This window comes from Stieleria sedimenti (assembly GCF_025060895.1).
Lineage (GTDB): Bacteria > Planctomycetota > Planctomycetia > Pirellulales > Pirellulaceae > Stieleria > Stieleria sedimenti.
Window position 1 is genome coordinate 16853 of sequence record NZ_JANZKV010000105.1, and the last position, 20274, is coordinate 37126.

Sequence of the window (20274 nt, forward strand, 5' to 3'; positions counted from 1 at the left end):
ATGGTAATCTGCCTCGCATTGTTGAGCAGCGCCTACGCGCAGCGCACAGAGGAGAGAAAGAGTGCTTCCGGCAAGCAGCCGGAAACAGCGCGGTCCAGACCCGTTGACTTCCTGCGCGAGATTCAACCGATCCTGCGAGACCACTGTTACGAGTGCCATGCGGGGACCACGGAAGAGGGCGGGCTGAATTTGGGCATCAAAGCCAATGCGTTCCGCGGAGGAGACAGTGGGGCGACGATCCGTGCAGGAAATAGCGAAGAGAGCTTGCTCATTGAGTTGGTATCCGGTGACGACGAAGATCGCTTGATGCCGCCGGAGGGGAACAAGCCGCTAAACGAAGAGCAGATCAACCTGATCCGTGCCTGGATCGATCAGGGCGCAAACTGGCCCGATGGGGCGAATGTTGTGGATCCAAAATTGGATCGAGCCAGGAATCACTGGGCATATCAACGACTTGCACGGGCGGAAGCACCTTCACGGCAAGCCGACGACAATTGGTCGAAAGGATCGATCGACCGATTCGTCCGACAGCAACTCAACCGCGCCGGGCTTCGACCAGCGCAATCAGCCGACGCACGCACGCTGGTGCGGCGACTGTACTTTGATCTGATCGGATTACCGCCGACTCCGCAGCAAACGAAGCAATTCATTTCTGCGCACGAAGTTGATCCTGACTCGGCGGTGCGGAATCTTGTGGACCAACTGCTGGCTTCGCCCCGTTATGGCGAGCGGTGGGGACGGCATTGGCTGGACGTCGCTCGCTATGCCGACAGCGACGGGCAGGAATCTGATATGGACCGTCCGCACGCCTACACCTATCGGGATTTCGTGATCCAAGCTCTCAACGAAAACATGCCGTACGACCAATTTGTACGTTGGCAAATTGCTGGAGACGAATTCGAGCCGGAGAACGACGCGGCGATTTCAGCGACGGGCTTTCTGACCGCCGGGACCTCCTTCAAGTTGCCCGATTCGTTCCTCGAAAGCGAACGGCTGATGAACCGTTACAACGAGTTGGACGACGTGATCTCAACGTTGGGATCCGGGCTCCTGGGAATTACCGTCGCCTGTGCTCGCTGCCACGATCACAAGTACGACGCGTTTTCCGCGCAAGAGTACTACCAGTTGCTGGGAGTCTTTCACAGCGGTGACCGCGTGACGAAAAAACTGCCCAGCGGGAAAGAGGCCCTCGTTTTTCAGGATTTCGACGAGAAGCGGCGCACCACCTGGCTGTTCCGCCGCAGCGACTTTTACGATCGAGAAATCGAAGTCGAAATCGGCTTCCCGAGAATGCTGTCATCCGGCGCGGAGGCTGCTGACTACTGGCGGAAGGCCCGCGAAGCCTACAGCGAGATCGGAGAGGCGAACAGCACGTTGCAGCGTCGCGCCCTCGCTGACTGGATGACCGACACCGGGCAAGGTGGCGGAGGCTTGCTGGCCCGAGTGATTGTCAATCGCGTTTGGCACCATCACTTCGGCGAGGGGCTGGTGCGCACGACAGGTGATTTTGGTGTTCGCGGCGATGCGCCTTCCCATCCGCAGCTACTCGAATTCCTGGCAAACGAATTCGTTGAGCACGGTTGGAGCTTAAAATCGCTGCACCGTGCGATACTCACGAGCGCCGTTTGGCAGCAGGCCAGTACACGAGACGCCGTGGACCGGCGCGGCTCGGAGATCGATCCTGACAACAAGTTGCTTTGGCGCAGGACTCCGCAACGTCTCGAGGCTGAAGTCATACGCGACGCAATGCTGGCAGTGAGCGATACGCTCAACCTTGAGGCAGGTGGCCCCGGCTTCAAGCCATACATCGCCCCCGAGGCTAATCTTGCCCGAAACATCAAGGGCGAAGGCTATCCCAAAGACGCGAAGGACGACGCGGCCACTCGCCGACGCAGCGTCTACATGTTTCACAAGCGTCTGATTCCCTATCCCATGTTTCAAGCGTTTGACCGCCCGGACTTAATGACCACCTGTGTGCGCAGGCAAAACACCACCGTGGCGCCACAGGCCATGGTGATTCTGAACGATCGCTTTGTACGCACCGTGGCTCGGGACTTTGCCGATTCGCTGGTCCAACGCACTGGCAAGCCTGGCAGGCCGGAATCTGAGCTGAAGTCATTCGTCGAGACGGCTTTCGAAATCTCGTTCGCGCGGCTGCCGACAAACACAGAAACCGCAACCTCGATCCAGTTTATCGAAGCGCAGACAGCGGCACGAACGGAGCGAGGCGAACAGGATCCGCGCTTCGAAGCGCTGACCGACTATTGTCAGACGCTATTCGGTCTCAATGAATTCATCTACGTCGATTGAGTACGCTGAAATGTCTAGAAATTCCAAGCTGTTTCCTTGTGGCCGGATCGCAAACATGCTCAGTCGCCGAGAGTGGCTCTGCCGAGCCGGGGCTGGGGCAGGAATGGTCGGCCTGGCAAATCTGCTGGCTGAGCAGAATCTTCTGGCCGCGCCGAAAACGGACAGGTCTTCCATGCCAGTGACCTCACTGGTTCCGCGTCAAGGCCACTTTCCCGCAAAAGCAAAGTCGGTCATCTGGCTGTTCATGGAAGGTGCCCCGAGCGCCGTGGACATGTTCGATCCGAAGCCGGAGCTCGACAAGCGAGACGGGGACACCGCCGACATCCAGGCCTTCTTCGGCAACCCGGGACCGTTGATGAAGTCGCCGTTCTCCTTCAAGCAGCATGGCGAATGTGGACAGTGGGTATGCGACAAGTACACCCATGTCGCCAGACATGTCGACAAAATGGCATTCCTCAAGTCGTGCTATAGCGAATCGAACGACCACGTGCCGGCGATCTACCAGATCAACAGTGGGTTGCCTCGCCCAGGCTTCCCGACCGCCGGCGCTTGGGTGACTTATGGCCTCGGCAGCGAAAACCAGAGTCTGCCGGGCTACGTTGTGATGGGCAACACGCAGGGAGCCAAGGGCGGTCCACACAACTGGGGTGCCGGGTTCCTGCCTTCGACGTTCCAGGGGACGCTTTTCCGCTCCCAGGGCACTCCCGTTCTGAATCTCAACCGGCAACCGAAAGTAACGCAACAGGACCAGCGAGCGCAGCTCGACCTGATGGCCAAGCTGAACGACGAACACATGCGACGTTACACCGATGACGCTGAGTTCGCCAATCGCATGCAGTCATTCGAGTTAGCGTTTCGGATGCAGAAAGAGGCCACCGAAGTCGTCGATCTTTCGCGAGAGACGCAGGCGACGCATGAGCTGTACGGTATGAACAATCCGCGATCGAAGTCGTTTGGATCGAAGTGCCTGATGGCGAGGAGGCTTGTCGAAAGCGGTGTCAGGTTTGTTCAGGTCTACAGCGACGGCGAGTGGGACGCTCACGACAATCTCGCTGAAAATCATACACACCATTGCTTGGCAACAGACGTCCCGGTGGCCGGACTTCTCACCGATCTGGAGCAGCGCGGAATGCTCGACGAAACACTTGTTATCTGGGGCGGGGAGTTTGGCCGCATGCCGATCTCGCAGAATGGAAAGGGGCGCGATCACAATCCGAACGGTTTCCTGCAGTGGATGGCCGGGGCAGGAATCAAAGGAGGTGTCAGTTATGGTGAGACAGACGAGATCGGCTACAAGGCGGTCCAGGACCCAGTCAGCGTGAACGATTTTCACGCCACCATTCTGCACCTTCTGGGGATCGACCACGAACGACTGACCTACTTCCACAACGGCCGCAGTTACCGTCTAACCGATGTCGCCGGCAATGTGATCCAAGACATCCTTTCCAAAGTCGGGTGAGTTTGGATCCCGGAAGAAGAGAAGCAGGACGGCTCGCCCCCTCGGCCCACGGATGAATGGTGGAGCCCATGTGTGCGAGCGTTCATGTGAACGGTCAAGTCTGCGAATGAGGCCAGAGGCTTTCGGATTTCGCAACGGCACGTTGGCTTCCTGCTAAACTCCACAACCGACTCTGTAGACGATCCGGATTGGGTGTGCGAATCAAACGGTTGATCGGTTCTGCCCCGCCTGACGCCCGCGCCGGTTAAAAAAAGGATGCAACATGGTTCAATTCTTCGCCTCGGCACTGTCCCCTTGCCGCCCGATTTCCCAAGCTGATTCGCGACAGCGAACCGCTGCACTCGCTCGACTTGCAGTTGCGGCCCTGGTGCTGATGCAAGTTTGGGTTGCGTGTGTTGCGAACGCCGCGACACCGCCGCGTCCCAACATCATGTTGATCATGACCGACGACCAGGGCTGGGGGGACTTGGGAACGCACGGCAATCCGATCCTCTCGACGCCGACGTTGGACCGATTGGCCGGCGAAAGCGTTCGGCTGAACCGGTTTTATGTGTCACCGGTTTGCGCGCCCACGCGGGCGGCGCTGTTGACCGGGCGGTATCCCGAACGCACGGGTGTCGCCGGCGTTACCGGCCGACGCGAAGTCATGCGGGCGGCGGAACGAACGATGGCGGAACGGTTTCGCGACGCCGGTTATGCGACGGGCTGTTTCGGGAAATGGCACAACGGTGCGCAAATGCCGTTGCATCCCAACGGCCAAGGCTTTGAAGAATTTTTCGGTTTCTGCGGCGGTCACTTCAACCTCTACGACGACCCGCTGCTGGAACGAAACGGCGTCCCCGTGCAAACCAAGGGCTACATCACCGATGTGTTGACCGACGCCGCGATCGAGTTCCTCCAGACGCCGCGCGAGCAGCCGTTTTTTTGCTATCTGCCATTTAACGCGCCGCATGGCCCGTTCCAAGTCCGCCAAGATCTGTTCGACAAGTACAACACCGGAGAAGTCTCTGAGAAAACCGCGGCGGTCTACGCGATGGTCGAAAACATCGACGACAACGTCGCCCGCTTGTTGAACACGCTCGAGCAGCAAGGCAAAACGAACGACACGATCGTCCTGTTCTTGACCGACAACGGGCCCAACGGCAAACGATTCAACGGCGGCATGCGCGGCGCCAAGGGCAGCGTCCACGAAGGCGGGTGCCGCGTGCCTTGCTTCATCCGTTGGCCCGGGCAGATCGAACCGAAACGGATTGAGCAAATCACCGCCCACATCGATTTGCTGCCGACGCTGGCCCAGTGGTGTGGAATTCCCTTGGAGGATTCGGTTGCATTGGACGGCCAAAGCCTGGTGAAACTGATCCAAGACGGCAGCGATCGGGCACTCGCCGAGCGTTCGATTTTGACCTACCGCCCGAACCAATCACAGCTCGAAACATTCGGCAAGGCTGCCGTCCGTACCAATCAATACCGGCTGACCATCGAAAATGCCAACGTCTCGCTCTTTGACATGCATGCCGATCCCAAACAGGAAATCGACGTCGCTGAACAGCATCCCGAGACGACCGAGCGGTTGAAGTCTGAGATCGAAGGCTATGTCGACGCCATCACGACAAGCATCACGCAACCACGTCACGTCCCGGTTGCCAAACAACGACCGACCTTCATTCCATCGGTCGATGCAAGGCTGTCCGGCAATCCGGGATTCGCAGACAACATCAGCTGGGCGCACAGCTGGGTCGACAACTGGACCTCCGCCGCCGACACGATCTCATGGCCGATCGACGTTGCCGAATCCGGACGCTACCAGATCACGCTGCACTACGTTTCCAACGCCAGCAACGTCTCGGTCTCGGCAGCCATCGCGGACCAGTACATTTCGACGACGCTGCGACGTTTCGATTCCGAATCGCTCGTCCGCCCCGATTTGGATTCCCAATCGACGCCCCGCCGCATGCTCGAATTCGGCCAGCAGTCCTTGGGAATCGTCAACATCTCGGCGGGGAAAACGACGCTGCAACTGAAACGCCGACAGGACGGCCAGATGATCGAACTCGGCGGCGTGACCATCACCACCGCGGACCTGCCGTCGAACGAACAATTCCACCTGTTCCTGCTTGCCGGGCAATCGAACATGGCCGGTCGAGGCAAGGTGACGCCGGCTGATCGTGTCCCCGATCCGCGAATCTTGATGCTTGATCGTGACGGAAACTGGGTGCCGGCGACCGACCCGTTGCACTTTGACAAATCCGTCGCCGGCGTGGGACTCGGACGCGGGTTTGCCAGACGCTATGCGAGCGCGCACCCCGACGTGACCGTCGGATTGGTGCCCTGCGCGGTCGGCGGATCACCCATCGCCGCATGGGCTCCCGGAGGCTATCACCCACAAACCAAAACGCATCCCTACGATGATGCCTTGCGGCGGATTCAAACGGCTATGGCCAGCGGAACGTTCAAGGGAATCCTTTGGCATCAAGGCGAATCGGATTGCAAACCGGGACTGGCCGAGGCGTACAAGTCAAATCTGACGGATGTCATGGAACGATTCCGCAGTCACGTCGGCGCGAAGACTCCGATCATCATCGGCGGTCTGGCGCAACGCGACTTCCCCCAGTGGACCGAGCATCGAAAGCGAGTGGACCAGTCTCATCGCGAGGTCGCATCGGAATTGCCGGCGTCGGCGTTCGTCGAGTCGACCGGGTTGACGCTCAAAAGCGACAACACTCACTTCGATCGCCAGTCGCTGTTGGAATTCGGACAGCGCTACGCGGAGGCGCTGGCTGAGATCCACGCGTCGAAGTAGGGCTCGTTCCGAGGCTCCGCCTTGGAACGCACTGCCGGTATGGCTCCGCCACTCGTTGCGAGATGAAAAGAGGCAGGGTCTCTCTGACAGTGTGTTCCCAAGTATCAAACTAGGGATTCAGCAATCGTTGGAGTTTGGCCTTGAGGCGATTCCCGGTCGCTGCGTCGCAGCGANNTAAAGCCTGGACACCAGCGCCCGCGCATCCATCACTCTTTGTCTTGCATCGGCTTGGCCGTCGCGGCGGTCTCTTCGACGCGGAACATGTCGCGCCAGGGAAGCTGGATGCCCCCGTCGATGGTCAGGGTGCTGCCGGTGATGTACTCGCTTTCTTCGCGACAGAGGAAAACGACGCCGCGTCCGATTTCCTTGGGCTCGCCCAGGCGTTTCATCGGCAACTTGGCCGACTCCGTCTTCAGGGTCTCTTCGGAAAAGAACTTTCGTTCGCCCGGTGTATTGATCCAGCCGGGGTGAATGATGTTGCATCGAATGCGATGCTGGGCCAATTCACAGGCGGCCGTCCGCGCCATCTGGTCATTGGCGGCCTTTGCCATGTTGTAGGCCATCGCGCCGGGCATCGCGAGGTGCGCGTGGGGGCTGCTGATGACCACAATGTTGCCGCCCTTGCCGGCCTTGACCATCTCCGCGGCGCCCGACCGGACGACGTAGAACGCACCCCACATGCTGACATCGATCGTCTTTCGGAACTCCGTCAGGTCCGATTCCAGCATCAGGTGCCGGTCGCTGTAGGCCGCGTTGCTGACGACGATGTCCAACCCTCCGAGCTTCTCGATCGAAGTCCGCATCATCGCTTCGGCTTCTTCTTGCACCGAGACGTCGGCCTGGACCTTGAAGGCATCTCCGCCGACCGACTTGCACTCGGCGACCACTTCGTCGGCTTGGTCGGGGTTGGATCGATAGTTGACCGCGACGGTTGCCCCCGCACGAGCCAATTCGACGGCGATGCCGCGACCGATGCCAAGTGATGCCCCGCTGACGATCGCCCGCTTTCCGGATAGTTCAGTCATGATGATGTGTTGACGCTACAAGAATTGAAACAGTCCGCCTGAAGTGATTCAGCGAAAAGCGTATCGCGACGGCGCCCGTGGGAAAACCATGCCTCTTCTCCTGGTTGCCGGATCACCCGGTGATTCGGGTGAGCGCAGGTGGCCCTGCATCCCCTGGGCTAACTTCACCTGCACAGCAGGTTTTACCCCGATAGGGGTGGAAGCCATTAGCCGGTGGTCGCGGTAGCGCACCACCGGAATGCCCAAACGAATCTCGCTTGACCCCGGATGGGGTCAAAGCAAATCGATGCTGCGACCCCTCCAGGGTCGTGTTACCCGATCATCCCACTGATCCGGCGGTATTCACTTCGCTCGACCGCCGGCTAATTGCTGCCATCCCATCCGGGATGCAGAACGTACGCAGGACTGCCGATCGGCATCTGCCCTCGCCCCCGTTGAGGCAGGTGCTCCCCTCAAAAAGGAGGTTTTCTTTCAGAAGTGATTAATATTTGTCATTTGGTGCTTGAAATCTCTCATGAATGAGAGAAAGCTATCACGAAACGCACTACCTGCGCAATCTAGGCAAATTTTGTGGTCCGAACCGTCAACACGTCCAACGGCGTCAGCAGCGAAACCCGCACGTCCAGTGGCGGGCGTCGTGAGCGTTTGCGACGGATGGTGCGGCAGACCGGGTTTGCATCGTTGGGTGAGTTGGCCGAGTCGCTTTCGGTCAGCGAATCGACGGTCCGCCGCGACTTGGAGCAATTGGAGCGATCGGGCGATGTCCGTCGCACGCACGGCGGGGTGTTTTGGACCGGCGAGAGCGCGACGATTCGGGCGTTCGAGGGCCGCAAGGACACGACGTGGACGGTGAAAGCCGCGATCGGCGCGGCGGCCGCGAAGCTGATCGAAGAGCACGACACGATCCTGTTGGATGGTGGCAGCACGACCTATGAGTTGGCTCGCTGCCTCGTCGGTCGGCGGCTTCAGGTCGTCACCAACAGTTTGCCGGTGGCGCACTTGCTTTCCAGCAGTGATTCCATCGACCTGGTCACGATCGGCGGTTGCGTCCGCGGCCGGACGGCGGTGGCGATCGGCCCGATGGCCGAATCGATGCTGCGTCAGATCAACGTACGGTTGGCGTTCTTGTCGGTCGCCGGGATCAACGAGCGTGGGTATTTCAACAACAACATGATGTTGGTCGAAAGCGAGAAAGCGATGTTGGCGGCTGCCGACCAAGCGTATGTCGTCACCGACCACACAAAGTTTGGCAAAGTCAGCTTGTCCCATCTGTGCCGGTTGGAGGACGTCCAGGGTGTCGTGACCGACTCCGGTCTGGCATCGCACTGGAAAAAGCGGATTGACGACGCTGGTGTCGAACTAGTGTTAGCAGACAACCGACGCAGCGACGAACCCGACGCGGACTCCCATCCAGCATGAGCTCCGAGAGCGGAGCGTTTTACTCTTCGAATCTATTTTCCCCGTCACCACCTTCCTTTCCCGAACCGAATGAACGCGACTCAAATTGACCGCGCCCGAATCGAATCCCTGGTTCGTCGCGCGATCGCCGGCGGCCTCGGCACTCCGTCGGCGTCACGGCCCGGCCTCGGCCTATCCCATGATCCGCCCGGTTGGGTCGACGGCAAGCCGAATCTGCGTGTCAGCATTTCCGCCCGGCATGTTCACTTGACCGACGAGCACGTTGAAATCTTGTTCGGCGCCGGATCGGTGCTGGAACCGGATAAAGATCTGTACCAGGACGGTTTTTATGCCGCCAAGCAGACGGTGATGATCGTCGGACCGCGGCGGCGGATGCTACCCAGCGTACGGGTCTTGGGGCCGACGCGTGGAGCCAGCCAGGTCGAATTGGCATTCACCGATTCGATCTCGTTGGGCATCGATGCACCGGTCCGCCACAGCGGCCACATCGACGGCACGCCCGGATGCGTGTTGGTCGGACCGGTCGGAAGCGTCCAGCTGGAACAGGGCGTGATCCGGGCGGCGCGTCACGTCCACATGAATTACTTTGATGCGGAGCACTTCGGTGTTTCCAACGGCGACATGATGCAGTTGAAAGTCACCAGCCACGAATGCACCACCGTATTCGACGACGTGCTGGTGCGTGCCGACGAAGCGGCCAAGCTGGAAGTCCACATCGACACCGATGAGGGCAACGCATGTTTCTTGGACGGCGCGTCCGAAGTCGAACTCACCAAGGGCGGCTGCGGCTGTCACCAATAGTACTTACACCTCCTTTTCTCCTATCAATAGGCAGATTTCCAATGGCGAAGAGTAATGAAGCGCTCGGCATGATCGAGTGCAAAGGGTTTGTTTCCCTGGTCGAAGCAGCCGACGCAATGTTGAAAGCGGCGAACGTCGAATTCCTGGGCTGGGACAAGGTCGGCAGCGGTCTGGTCAGCGTGTTTGTCGCCGGCGATGTCGCCGCCGTCAAAGCCGCCACCGATGCCGGAGCCGCCGCAGCCGGACGCATCGGCGAAGTCGTCAGCGTGCAAGTGATCCCACGTCCGCATGACGATCTGCAAAAAGTCCTCAAGACCAGCGTACCGACCGCCAAGAAGTAGTGGCCGCCAAGCAATCGCGGACGCCCACCGGTCGTGTCATCCGACGCGATCGAAACACTCCATCCACAACAATTGAAAGAAACAGAACCAAGATGAATGACGCAATCGGATTGATCGAAACCAAGGGTTTGCTGGCACTGATCGAAGCGACCGACGCGATGGCCAAGGCGGCCAACGTGGAGATCGTCAAGCGAGTCGACATCGGCGGTGCGTATTGCACCACCGTGGTCAGCGGAGACGTCGGCAGCGTTCGCGCAGCCGTCGAAGCCGGTGCCAACGCGGCCTCGCAAGTCGGAGAGTTGGTTTCCAGCCACGTGATCCCTCGTCCCGCCGAAGGTGTTGCGAAAGCTTTTTTGGCTTAAGCGTCAACCCGCCCGGTCAGTCGCAAGACCGCCCGCGGGATGACGTACGCACGCTGACGTCCACGACAGACCCCAACTCATCGCGGAGGGTACCGCCAGTGCTCGTACTGGTTGCAAACCTGGGATCGACCAGTTTCAAGTATCGGTTGTTCGAAATGACCGATGATGGAGCCATCGACGACATCCAAAACGCACGTTGCCTTGCCAAAGGCGCGGTCGAGCGGATCGGCGATGCGCAAAGCAGGTGCACGGTCCAGATCGGTGATTGGTCCAACGAACTGACGATGTCGGTCCCGGATCACGGGGTCGCCGTCCAAGCCTGCTTGGATCAGTTGACCGACCCCGAAAACGGTGCGATCGAGAATGCGTCCCAGGTCGCCGCGATCGGTTTCAAGGCCGTTCACGGCGGACGCTTATCGGGCGTGTTTGTGGTCGACGATCATGTGCTCGATGCGATGGCCGAGATGAATGCCGCTGCACCGGCGCACAACCCGCCCTACATCGCGACGATGAAGACCCTGCAAGCCCGGTTCCCGGATCTGCCGTTGGTCGCCGCGTTCGAAACCGACTTTCACCAAACGATTCCGGCGGCACGAAAGGAATACGCGATCCCACGTCAGTGGGCCGACGAGTTCCACATTCGAAAGTGGGGATTCCACGGTGCCAGCCACCGTTACATCGCTTTCCGCAGTGCGGAGATCCTGGGTCGTCAAGACGCCCGTGTGATCTCCTGCCACCTGGGCGGCAGCAGTTCGATCACCGCGATCGAAAATCGACAAAGCGTCCAGACGACGATGGGGATGACACCCCAAACGGGGCTGCCGCAGAACAACCGCGTCGGTGACTTTGATCCCTTCGCCTTGCCCCTGATCCTGCAGCGGACCGGTTTGTCCTTGGACGAAGCGTTGCAAGAACTGGCCAGCAAAGGCGGATTGTTGGGATTGAGCAACCGCAGCGGTGACATCCGCGATGTCGAACAAGCGGCGTCCGAAGGTGATTCCCAAGCCCAATTGGCATTGGATGTCTTCATCGAAGAGATTCGGCGTCACCTGGGTGGCATGCTGGTCGCGCTCGGTGGTGCCGATGCGATCGTGTTCACCGGCGGCATTGGCGAGAACGACACGCTCGTTCGCAGCCGTGTGTGTGCGGGTCTGGAACAACTGGGCATCGTCGTCGATCCGGCGACCAACGAAAGCCTGCGTGATCGAACCAACGATCTCGGTGAAGCCTCGTTCCACGCCGGCGATTCCAAAACTCAATTGTGGGTGATCCCGACCAACGAAGAAGTGATCGTGGCCAGGCAGACCCTGCATGCATTGAAGCATTCGTGAAGCCGACCTTTCCTCCTCCCTTAACCCCCAACGAGCCTGGCACGAATGTTCATCGCCCGAGTCACCGGATCGGTCGTCAGCACTCAAAAGGTCGCGACGATGACGGGTCACAAATTACTGGTCGTCGAGCCGTATCGGCTCGATGACAAAAAGCGTCAATCGCTCGTCACAACCGGAAGAACGTTTATCGCCGTCGACACCTTGGGTGCCGGAGAGAACGATTTCGTCCTGATCACCCAAGGCAGCAGCGCACGCCTGACGCCGGAAACAAAGGTTTTACCCATCGACGCCGTCATCATTGGGATCGTCGATCAAGTCCACATCGACAAGTTCAGCGTGTACTCACGCAACGAATCAAACGACCATTAAGACCGTCCCGCCCCGCTCCGGCGCGGTCGCGGCAGACGGACATTCACCCACTACTAGCAACCCACCATGCAATACGACGAAACCCTGATCCGAAACGTAGTCGCACAGGTCCTGGCCGAGGTCGGTCCGATGCCATCGGGTAACGGAGCGGCCCAGCAGGCGGCTTCGGCCGGCGGACGCAACGGCGTGTTCTACGATGCCGAGTCGGCCGTCACGGCGGCACGTGCGGCGTTTGAGCAACTGCGCGAACGCACCTTGGCCGATCGAAAACGGATCATCGACGTCATTCGGCGAATCTCGATCGAGCAATGCGAAGAACTGGGCACGATGGAGATGGAAGAAACGCAAATCGGTCGCCTGGAACACAAGATCGAAAAACTCAAGACCCTGGGTGAGCAAACGCCCGGTGTCGAGTTTCTCGAAACCCGAGCCTTCAGTGGCGACTACGGCCTGGCCGTGATCGACCGCGCCCCGTTCGGCGTCATCGGAGCGATCACGCCGGTCACCCACAGCTTGCCGACGATCACCGGTAACGCGGTCAGCATGATCGCCGGTGGCAACACCGTCGTCGTCAATCCCCATCCGTCGGGCAAGAAAGTCGCCGCCGAAGGCGTGCGTCGATTCAACGAAGCGATCGCGGCGGAAATCGGGATCGATAATCTGATCTGCGTGATCGCCGAGCCGACGTTGGAATCGGCCGAAGCGTTGTTCAAGCACCGCAGCGTCGCTTTGATCTGCGTTACCGGCGGCCCCGCCGTCGGCCGTGCAGCACTCAATAGCGGCAAACGCGCCATCGTCGCCGGACCGGGCAACCCGCCGGTCGTCGTCGACGAAACCGCCGACCTGGATCTGGCCGCCCGATCGATCATCACCGGCGGCGCTTATGACAACAACCTGCTGTGCATCGCCGAAAAAGAAGTCTTCGTCGTCGATTCGGTCTTCGACGCGATGATGGATGCGATGCGACGTGCCGGTGCCGTCCAACTCAACGCCGCCCAGATCGCCGAACTGACGTCCAAAGCGATCGTCACCGTCGGCGATGACCAACACGACGCGGCCTGCAAAGACTACATCGGCAAGGACGCATCGTTCCTGGCCGCCGCCGCCGGCGTTTCGGTCCCTCCAGAAACCGAGCTCGTGTTCGGGGAAACCGACGAGCATCACCCCTTCGTCAGCGTCGAACAAATGATGCCGTTCCTGCCCTTCGTTCGCGCCCGCGACGTCGATCACGCGATCGCGATGGCCAAACACTACGAACACGGCTTCCGCCACACCGCGATCATCCACTCGCGCAACGTTCGCAACATGACCAAGATGGGACGCGAACTGGACACGACCCTGTACGTCAAGAACGGACCCTGCATGGCGTCGCTCGGCCTGGGCGGCGAAGGCTACCTGTCGTTCTCCATCGCCGGGCCGACCGGCGAAGGCGTCACCACACCGACCACGTTCACCCGCGAACGACGATGCAGCATGATCGGCGAACTGCGGGTGGTCTGAAGTTTCAAGTTTCAAGTTTCAAGTTTCAAGTTTCAAGTTTCAAGTTTCAAGTTTCAAGTTTCAAGTTTCAAGTTTCAAGTTTCAAGTTTCAAGTTTCAAGTTTCACGACTTGGGATTTCAGTTGGTTTAACAAATGCAGCCCGCGATTGTCCTCGGATCGACCCACGCCACCGTCAAGCATGAAAGCTTGGTCGGCATGCGTTTGGTCGTCTTGCAGCCGATCGGGACGGACGAGAAGGCTGACGGGCCGCCGCTGATCGCGTTGGACCAACTCGGTTCACGCAAGGGCGATCACGTGATGATCACCAGCGACGGTTCGTACGCCCGCGAGGCTTGCGGACACGATCAGACGCCGGCGCGTTGGACGGTGATCGGATTGATCGACGACATCGAAGCGTAGCCAACCGCCCCAGTAACCTATCGACTAGCAGCCCAGCCACCACAACCTAGACTCCCCACACCCACACCCAACCCCAGTATCCGAACGTGAGCCGCCTGACCGACGACCGCAGCAACGAGACAGCGATGATCGCTGACATTGCGCGCCAAGTGATTCGACGGCTGCGCGAAAGTGGGTCACCGGGTTTAGCCGTCTCGGCTTCGACAGCGTCCGCTCCAGCCATCCCGTCCCGGAGCGGCGGCGAAAAGCTGATCACGATCGAAACCTTGGACCGTTATGCGAGCACCGGCCAGATCCTCGCGGTCGAAGGCGCGGTGATCACCCCGGCGGCCCGTGAAGAAGCGGTGCAGCGGGGCATTCAAATTCAATACGCCGCGTCCAGCGGCGCATCGTCCAGCATCGCCGCGAATGCTCAAGCGGATGCGTCGCCGCCGACCGAAATGCAGGTGCCGGATTCGCTTGGCAATCAACTTGCTCGGCGTGGAATCGCATTGCCGGCGGGTGTCGAGATCCTTTGGACCGAACAGCCCGCCGCGGAAGTGTACCGGCGTTGCAGCGGGGGACAGCGTGCCGCCATGGTCAGCGCCCTGTCGGACGTCGAACGATTCGCCGCCGAGCTTTCGCCCAACGTTTGGGTTTTAGACCGCCAGAAACTGAATCTGGTCGCGGCGGTCAACGTGGCGGCGCGGATCGCGCGTTGCCCGGCACCGGATGTCTCGGCGGTGCCGCACACTTCCGGAGGTTCCCGATGAAACTCGCTCGCACCATCGGCTCGATCACACTTTCCAAGTCGCATCCGGCGATGGCCAACGCCAAGTTGCGTTTGGTCGAGGTCGTGGATTCGATCGACCGAGTCGACACCGAACCGCTCGGTGGGGACACGATCGTGGCCTGGGACTTGTGCAGCACCGGACTCGGCGACCTGGTCGCCCTAGCCGAAGGTCCCGAGGCCGCCCAGCCGTTTAAGCCAGACGTCAAACCCTTGGACGCTTCGATCGTCGCCTTGCTGGACGAGGTTGAATTGTAGCCCGTTTCACTCCAACGTTTCGACCAACACTCCACACCACACCACACACGTTCCACTGTCACTCGAGAATCCCATGCAAAATATCCACAAGATCAAACAGGACATGTGCGACATCGGCCGTCGCATCTACAACCGCCAATTCGCCGCTGCCAACGACGGCAACATCACCGTGCGGATCAGCGACAACGAAGTCTTGTGCACGCCGACGTTGCACTGCAAGGGGTTTTTGACGCCCGAAGACATTTCCACCGTCGACATGACGGGCAAGCAGATCGCCGGTCGCAAGAAACGATCCAGCGAGGCGTTGTTGCACCTGGAGATCTACAAACAACGTGAAGACATTCGCAGCGTCGTCCACTGCCACCCGCCGCACGCGACCGCCTTTGCCATCGCACGCGAGCCGATCCCGCAGTGCATCTTGCCCGAGGTCGAAGTGTTCTTGGGTGATGTGCCGATCACGAAGTATGAAACGCCCGGCGGCCAGGCGTTTGCCGACACGATTATTCCGTTCGTCGCCAAGACCAACGTCATGATTCTGGCCAACCACGGCACGGTCAGCTATGGCGAAACCGTCGAACAGGCGTACTGGTGGACGGAGATCCTGGATTCGTACTGCCGCATGCTGATGCTGGCCAAACAACTCGGCAACGTGTCGTATCTGGATCAACAGAAATCGAAAGAGCTGTTGGATCTGAAGGACCAATGGGGCTACAAGGACCCGCGGAACACCAAAGAGTACGAGGATTGCGACATCTGTGCCAACGACATCTTCCGTGACTCGTGGAAAGAGTCGGGTGTCGAGCGACGCGCGTTCACTCCGCCACCGGCGATGCCGGCCAAACCGGCCAGTTCCGGCAACGGACAAGCGATGCCGGACGGCATCAACGAAGAACAACTCGTCAAGCTGATCACCGACGAAGTCATGCGGCAGATGAAGGCCTAGGTGCGTTCGTGGGATAGGCTTCCAGCCTGTCAATGCTGAACGAACGGCACGGATCTCTCCCCCACCGATCCACCGCGACTCCACTCCCAACATCCTCTCAATCAATCAAACATCATGAAAGTTTCAATCATCGGCGGCGGCGGACTCGTCGGTTCTTGTGCCGCGTATGCTCTGCAGTGCGGCGGTCTGGCCCGTGAAATCGCGCTGTTGGATGTGAATCAGGAACTGGCCGTCGGCCAAGCCCTCGACTTGCAGCATGGCGGACCGAGTGTCGCCGACCAGACGATCGTCGGCGGCGGTTATGAACACATCCCCAGCAGCGATGTCATCTGCATCACCGCCGGGTTGCGTCGCAAGCCGGACGAGTCGCGGTTGGATTTGATCAATCGAAACACCGACTTGTTCGTTCAGATTCTTAACGATGTCAAAGCAGCCGGCCCAAAGCCGACGGCGATTGTGCTGGTCGTCAGCAACCCGGTCGACATCCTGACCTACGTCGCCGCCCAGAAATTGGGGCTGCCGGAAAACCAGGTCATCGGTCTGGGCACCCAGCTCGACACGATCCGATTCTGCGCGTTGATTGCCGAGCAGCTCAAAGCTCCGCCGACGCAAACGCGCGCCTTGATCTTGGGCGAACATGGCGAGTCGATGGTGCCCGTTTGGAGCAGTGCGACGATCGCGGGGCTGCCGTTGGACAAGTACCCCGGTTGGTCGCCGACGCTGGCGACGCAACTGTTCACACGGACGCGAGGCAGCGGCGCCGAAGTGATCAAACGCAAGGGCGGAGCCGGCTTCGCGGTCGGCATCGCGATTCGTGATGTGATCGACGCGGTGATTCTGGATCAGCGCCGTGTGCTTCCGGTCAGCAGCGTGCAACGCGGCTGTTTCGGCGTTCGCGATGTTGCTCTTTCGGTCCCCACGGTCGTCGGCCGAACCGGCGTCGTCGATCGGATGGAAATCGATTTGTGGCCGAAAGAGGTCCAAGGCATGCGAGCCAGCGGCGCCGCCCTCCGCAAGACCCTCGACGTGGTCCTCAAACGCATCCGCTGATGCAACTCTGCTCCCTCGGCCCCCTTCGTTCCAAGGCTCCGCCTTACGCCGTGAACGATTTGTTAGCGGCAGGTCGCGAGCCCTCCGGTGTGTTGGCAATAGCAAGGAACCGGAGAGCTCGCGGGCTGTCGATTGAGTGGAATGCGGCGAGTCATTGGTGAGCCGCTGGCCGTAAGGCCTCGGGCGGGCGCCTGGATGCCCGGCCGCTTACGCGTCGCGGCTCACTAAACCGACAGCCCGCTTGCGCCCTGCCGCTAAAACCTCGTCAAACACAGGAAATAAATCGTTCACGGCATAGGGCTCCGCCTTGGAACGCAATGTGTTGGAACGCAATGTGCCTGTGGCTCAGCCACACGTTGCTCGCGATCGCGAGGCGGAGCCTCTGAAACAGCGTGTCCCCAGACCGAGCCTGGGAACAAGTGGGCCCCACGCTTCTTCCCGAAATCACGCCTCTGCACTACGCTATCGGTCAACCCGGTTTGACCGTTATTTTCTTTCAGAGGCCTCCCGATGGCTTTGTATGACGTTTTTGGTGTAGGGAACGCGCTCGTTGACATTCAGGCGCGTGTCGACGATGCCCTGCTGCGCGAGCTATCACTCGATAAGGGGATCATGACGCTTGTTGACGATGAACAACAGTCCGGCGTGCTCAGCCGTCTCGATGGACGCCCCCTGAATCGCTGTGCCGGTGGATCGGCGGCCAACACGATCGTCGCCCTGGCCGAATTTGGTGGAGCGGCGGGCTACATCGGCAAGGTCGGCAGTGACGCGATCGGCGAATTCTTCTTGAAAGACATGAGCGACTTGGGCGTGTCGATCCAAGTCACACCGGCGGACCAGCCCACGGGAACTTGCGCGGTGCTGATCACCGAAGATGCTCAGCGAACGATGCTGACCAATCTGGCCGCGTCGACCAGCCTGTGCCCGGATGACATCGACGAGCACAAGATCGCCAGTTCCAAGTACGTTTACGTCGAAGGCTATTTGTTGACCGGCGAAACCACCAAAGCGGCCGCCTACAAGGCGTTCGAATTGGCCAAAAAGCACGACGTCAAGGTCGCCTTCACTGCCTCCGACCCATTCCTGGTCAACTTGATCCGCGACGAGATCTGGGAACTGATCACCGGCCCGGTCGACTTGTTCTTCTGCAACGAAGAGGAAGCCAAGTCGCTGACCGGAGAAGCCGACGCGTTGAAGTGCGCCGTCAAGATTCACGAACACTGCGAAAACGTGGCGCTGACGTTGGGCGGCAAAGGGTCGATCGTGATGCACGGCGGCGAAGAGTTCCCGATCGAAGGGGTGAAAGTCGACGCGATCGACACCACCGGTGCCGGCGACATGTACGCCGGTGCGATGTTGTACGGGATCACCAACGGTTTGGATTGGCGGACCGCGGGGCACTTGGCGTCGCACGCCGCCGCCCGCGTCGTCGCGCAATTGGGCGCCCGGTTGGATCGCAAATTCACCAAGGAAGAAATTGAGGACCTCAGTCGATTGACCGATTAGCTGAGTGAAGGAATCTTTTTCGTTCTCTGACAATTCTGATTTGATATGGCCAAAGCCCCCAAGACCGCGATCTCTCCCACCCGTGCCGACGATTACCCGGAGTGGTACCAACAAGTCATCAAAGCAGCCGACCTGGCGGAAAACTCGCCGGTTCGCGGTTGCATGGTGATCAAACCCTGGGGCTACCAGCTCTGGGAAAACATGCAGCGCGCCCTGGACGACATGTTCAAAGCGACCGGGCACCAGAACGCCTACTTCCCGTTGTTCATTCCGATGAGCTTTTTGGAAAAGGAAGCCGAGCACGTCGAAGGCTTTGCCAAAGAGTGCGCCGTCGTCACGCACCATCGCCTGGAACCGGATCCCGAGGGCGGATTGCGACCGGCCGGCCCACTGGAAGAACCATTGATCGTCAGGCCGACCAGCGAAACGATCATCGGGGCGACGTACGCCAAATGGGTCCAGAGCTATCGCGATCTGCCGATCTTGATCAACCAATGGGCCAACGTGGTCCGTTGGGAAATGCGAACGCGGATGTTTCTGCGGACCGCCGAGTTTCTCTGGCAAGAGGGACACACGGTCCATGCCACCGACACCGAGGCGATCGAAGAAACCGAGCGCATGATCAACGTCTACGCCGACTTTGCACGCAACTGGATGGCGATGCCGGTCACGATCGGCGCCAAGACCGCCGGCGAGCGATTCCCCGGTGCGGTCGAAACGCTTTCGATCGAAGCGATGATGCAAGACCGCAAGGCGCTGCAAGCCGGCACCAGCCACTTCCTCGGCCAAAACTTTTCCAAAGCGCAAGAGATCGTCTTTCAAAGCGAATCGGGATCGCGCGAATACGCCTGGACGACGTCGTGGGGTGTTTCGACACGCCTGGTCGGCGCCCTGATCATGACGCACAGCGACGACGACGGTTTCGTGTTGCCACCGAAATTGGCACCGATCCACGTCGTGATTCTGCCGATCTACAAAGACGACTCACGCAGCGCCGTGATGGAATACATCCACGCCTTGCGCGACGCCCTCCGCGACCAGACCTACAACGGAGCTCCCGTTCGCGTCGAAATCGATGACCGCGACATGCGTGGCGGTGAAAAAAAATGGCACCACGTCAAACGCGGCGTCCCGATCCGTCTGGAAGTCGGCCCCAAAGACATGGAAAAGAACTCGGTCTTCATGGGACGACGCGACCAGCCCAAAAGCGTCGGCATGGACCGCAACGAACTGGTCGCGACCATCGGAACACTGCTCGGCGAGATCCAGCAATCGCTCTACGATCGCGCCGATCAATTGCGAGTCGAAAACACCGTCACGATCACCAATGAAGCCGATTTTCGTGATTTCTTCACGCCCAAGGATGCGGACAATCCGGAGATCCACGCTGGATTCGCGATGTGTCATTTCGCCGATGAAGCGAGTATCGACGCGCTGCTGAAAGAACTGAAGGTGACGATCCGATGCGTGCCGAGTGAAAACAACGACACACCGGGGACGTGCTTCGCGACCGGAAAGCCGGCGGAGAAACAGGCGATCTTTGCCAAGGCGTACTAGGGATGCCGCGGTAAAGGTCAGGTACCCATGGCACGGGCACAACGTTGGTGTGCAGGCTGAAGCCCAATACCGCT

At 59.8% G+C, this 20274-nt stretch carries 18 protein-coding genes; 17 read left to right on the forward strand and 1 reads right to left on the reverse strand.

The window, feature by feature from the left end; translation table 11 throughout:
* The 3 genes from NZK35_RS14780 to NZK35_RS14790 all read left to right on the forward strand — a co-directional run bounded on the left by NZK35_RS14780 (position 1) and on the right by NZK35_RS14790 (position 6569).
* Positions 1-2310, forward strand: coding sequence for a PSD1 and planctomycete cytochrome C domain-containing protein (locus NZK35_RS14780; RefSeq protein WP_259633307.1), 2310 nt, complete (start codon positions 1-3; stop codon positions 2308-2310).
* A 10-nt stretch (positions 2311-2320) separates the two neighbouring features.
* Positions 2321-3769, forward strand: coding sequence for a DUF1501 domain-containing protein (locus tag NZK35_RS14785; RefSeq protein ID WP_259633308.1), 1449 nt, complete (start codon positions 2321-2323; stop codon positions 3767-3769).
* 262 nt (positions 3770-4031) lie between these two features.
* A complete protein-coding gene (locus NZK35_RS14790; RefSeq protein WP_259633309.1) occupies positions 4032-6569 on the forward strand; it encodes a sulfatase-like hydrolase/transferase in 2538 nt (845 codons plus the stop codon).
* A 206-nt stretch (positions 6570-6775) separates the two neighbouring features.
* Here NZK35_RS14790 and NZK35_RS14795 read toward each other — a convergent pair whose 3' ends face one another.
* A complete protein-coding gene (locus NZK35_RS14795) occupies positions 6776-7594 on the reverse strand; it encodes an SDR family NAD(P)-dependent oxidoreductase (protein ID WP_259633310.1) in 819 nt (272 codons plus the stop codon).
* 654 nt (positions 7595-8248) lie between these two features.
* On the opposite strand from NZK35_RS14795, the gene NZK35_RS14800 reads away from it, so the two are divergent.
* The 14 genes from NZK35_RS14800 to proS all read left to right on the forward strand — a co-directional run bounded on the left by NZK35_RS14800 (position 8249) and on the right by proS (position 20200).
* Complete coding sequence (locus NZK35_RS14800) at positions 8249-9013, forward strand: DeoR/GlpR family DNA-binding transcription regulator (RefSeq protein WP_407699793.1); 765 nt, start codon at positions 8249-8251, stop codon at positions 9011-9013.
* A gap of 69 nt (positions 9014-9082) precedes the next feature.
* On the forward strand, positions 9083-9814 hold the full coding sequence (pduL, locus tag NZK35_RS14805) for a phosphate propanoyltransferase (RefSeq protein WP_259633312.1): 732 nt from the start codon (positions 9083-9085) through the stop codon (positions 9812-9814).
* Positions 9815-9855: 41 nt separating this feature from the next.
* Entirely contained in the window at positions 9856-10155 is a 300-nt protein-coding gene (locus NZK35_RS14810; RefSeq protein ID WP_259633313.1) for a BMC domain-containing protein, read from the forward strand.
* Positions 10156-10247: 92 nt separating this feature from the next.
* Positions 10248-10517 (forward strand): BMC domain-containing protein, encoded by a 270-nt coding sequence (locus NZK35_RS14815; RefSeq protein ID WP_095742163.1) that lies wholly within the window; start codon positions 10248-10250, stop codon positions 10515-10517.
* Positions 10518-10615: 98 nt separating this feature from the next.
* Entirely contained in the window at positions 10616-11848 is a 1233-nt protein-coding gene (locus NZK35_RS14820; protein WP_259633314.1) for an acetate/propionate family kinase, read from the forward strand.
* A gap of 45 nt (positions 11849-11893) precedes the next feature.
* Positions 11894-12217 (forward strand): EutN/CcmL family microcompartment protein, encoded by a 324-nt coding sequence (locus NZK35_RS14825; RefSeq protein WP_259633315.1) that lies wholly within the window; start codon positions 11894-11896, stop codon positions 12215-12217.
* A 66-nt stretch (positions 12218-12283) separates the two neighbouring features.
* Entirely contained in the window at positions 12284-13717 is a 1434-nt protein-coding gene (locus NZK35_RS14830) for an aldehyde dehydrogenase family protein (RefSeq protein WP_259633316.1), read from the forward strand.
* Positions 13718-13850: 133 nt separating this feature from the next.
* Positions 13851-14117: a EutN/CcmL family microcompartment protein gene (locus tag NZK35_RS14835; RefSeq protein ID WP_259633317.1), complete on the forward strand. Its 267-nt coding sequence runs from the start codon at positions 13851-13853 to the stop codon at positions 14115-14117.
* Positions 14118-14203: 86 nt separating this feature from the next.
* Entirely contained in the window at positions 14204-14869 is a 666-nt protein-coding gene (locus NZK35_RS14840) for a hypothetical protein (protein ID WP_259633318.1), read from the forward strand.
* Positions 14866-15144, forward strand: coding sequence for a EutN/CcmL family microcompartment protein (locus tag NZK35_RS14845; RefSeq protein WP_259633319.1), 279 nt, complete (start codon positions 14866-14868; stop codon positions 15142-15144). Before NZK35_RS14840 ends, NZK35_RS14845 begins: the two co-directional genes overlap by 4 nt.
* Before the next feature lie 73 nt (positions 15145-15217).
* On the forward strand, positions 15218-16087 hold the full coding sequence (locus NZK35_RS14850; RefSeq protein WP_259633320.1) for a class II aldolase/adducin family protein: 870 nt from the start codon (positions 15218-15220) through the stop codon (positions 16085-16087).
* Between the two features lie 114 nt (positions 16088-16201).
* Positions 16202-17137, forward strand: coding sequence for a lactate/malate dehydrogenase family protein (locus tag NZK35_RS14855; RefSeq protein WP_095742171.1), 936 nt, complete (start codon positions 16202-16204; stop codon positions 17135-17137).
* 510 nt (positions 17138-17647) lie between these two features.
* On the forward strand, positions 17648-18643 hold the full coding sequence (locus NZK35_RS14860) for an adenosine kinase (protein ID WP_259633321.1): 996 nt from the start codon (positions 17648-17650) through the stop codon (positions 18641-18643).
* A 45-nt stretch (positions 18644-18688) separates the two neighbouring features.
* The gene (proS, locus tag NZK35_RS14865) at positions 18689-20200 is read left to right on the forward strand and encodes a proline--tRNA ligase (RefSeq protein WP_259633322.1); all 1512 of its coding nucleotides are present in this window, start codon (positions 18689-18691) and stop codon (positions 20198-20200) included.
* Positions 20201-20274: the final 74 nt, after the last annotated feature.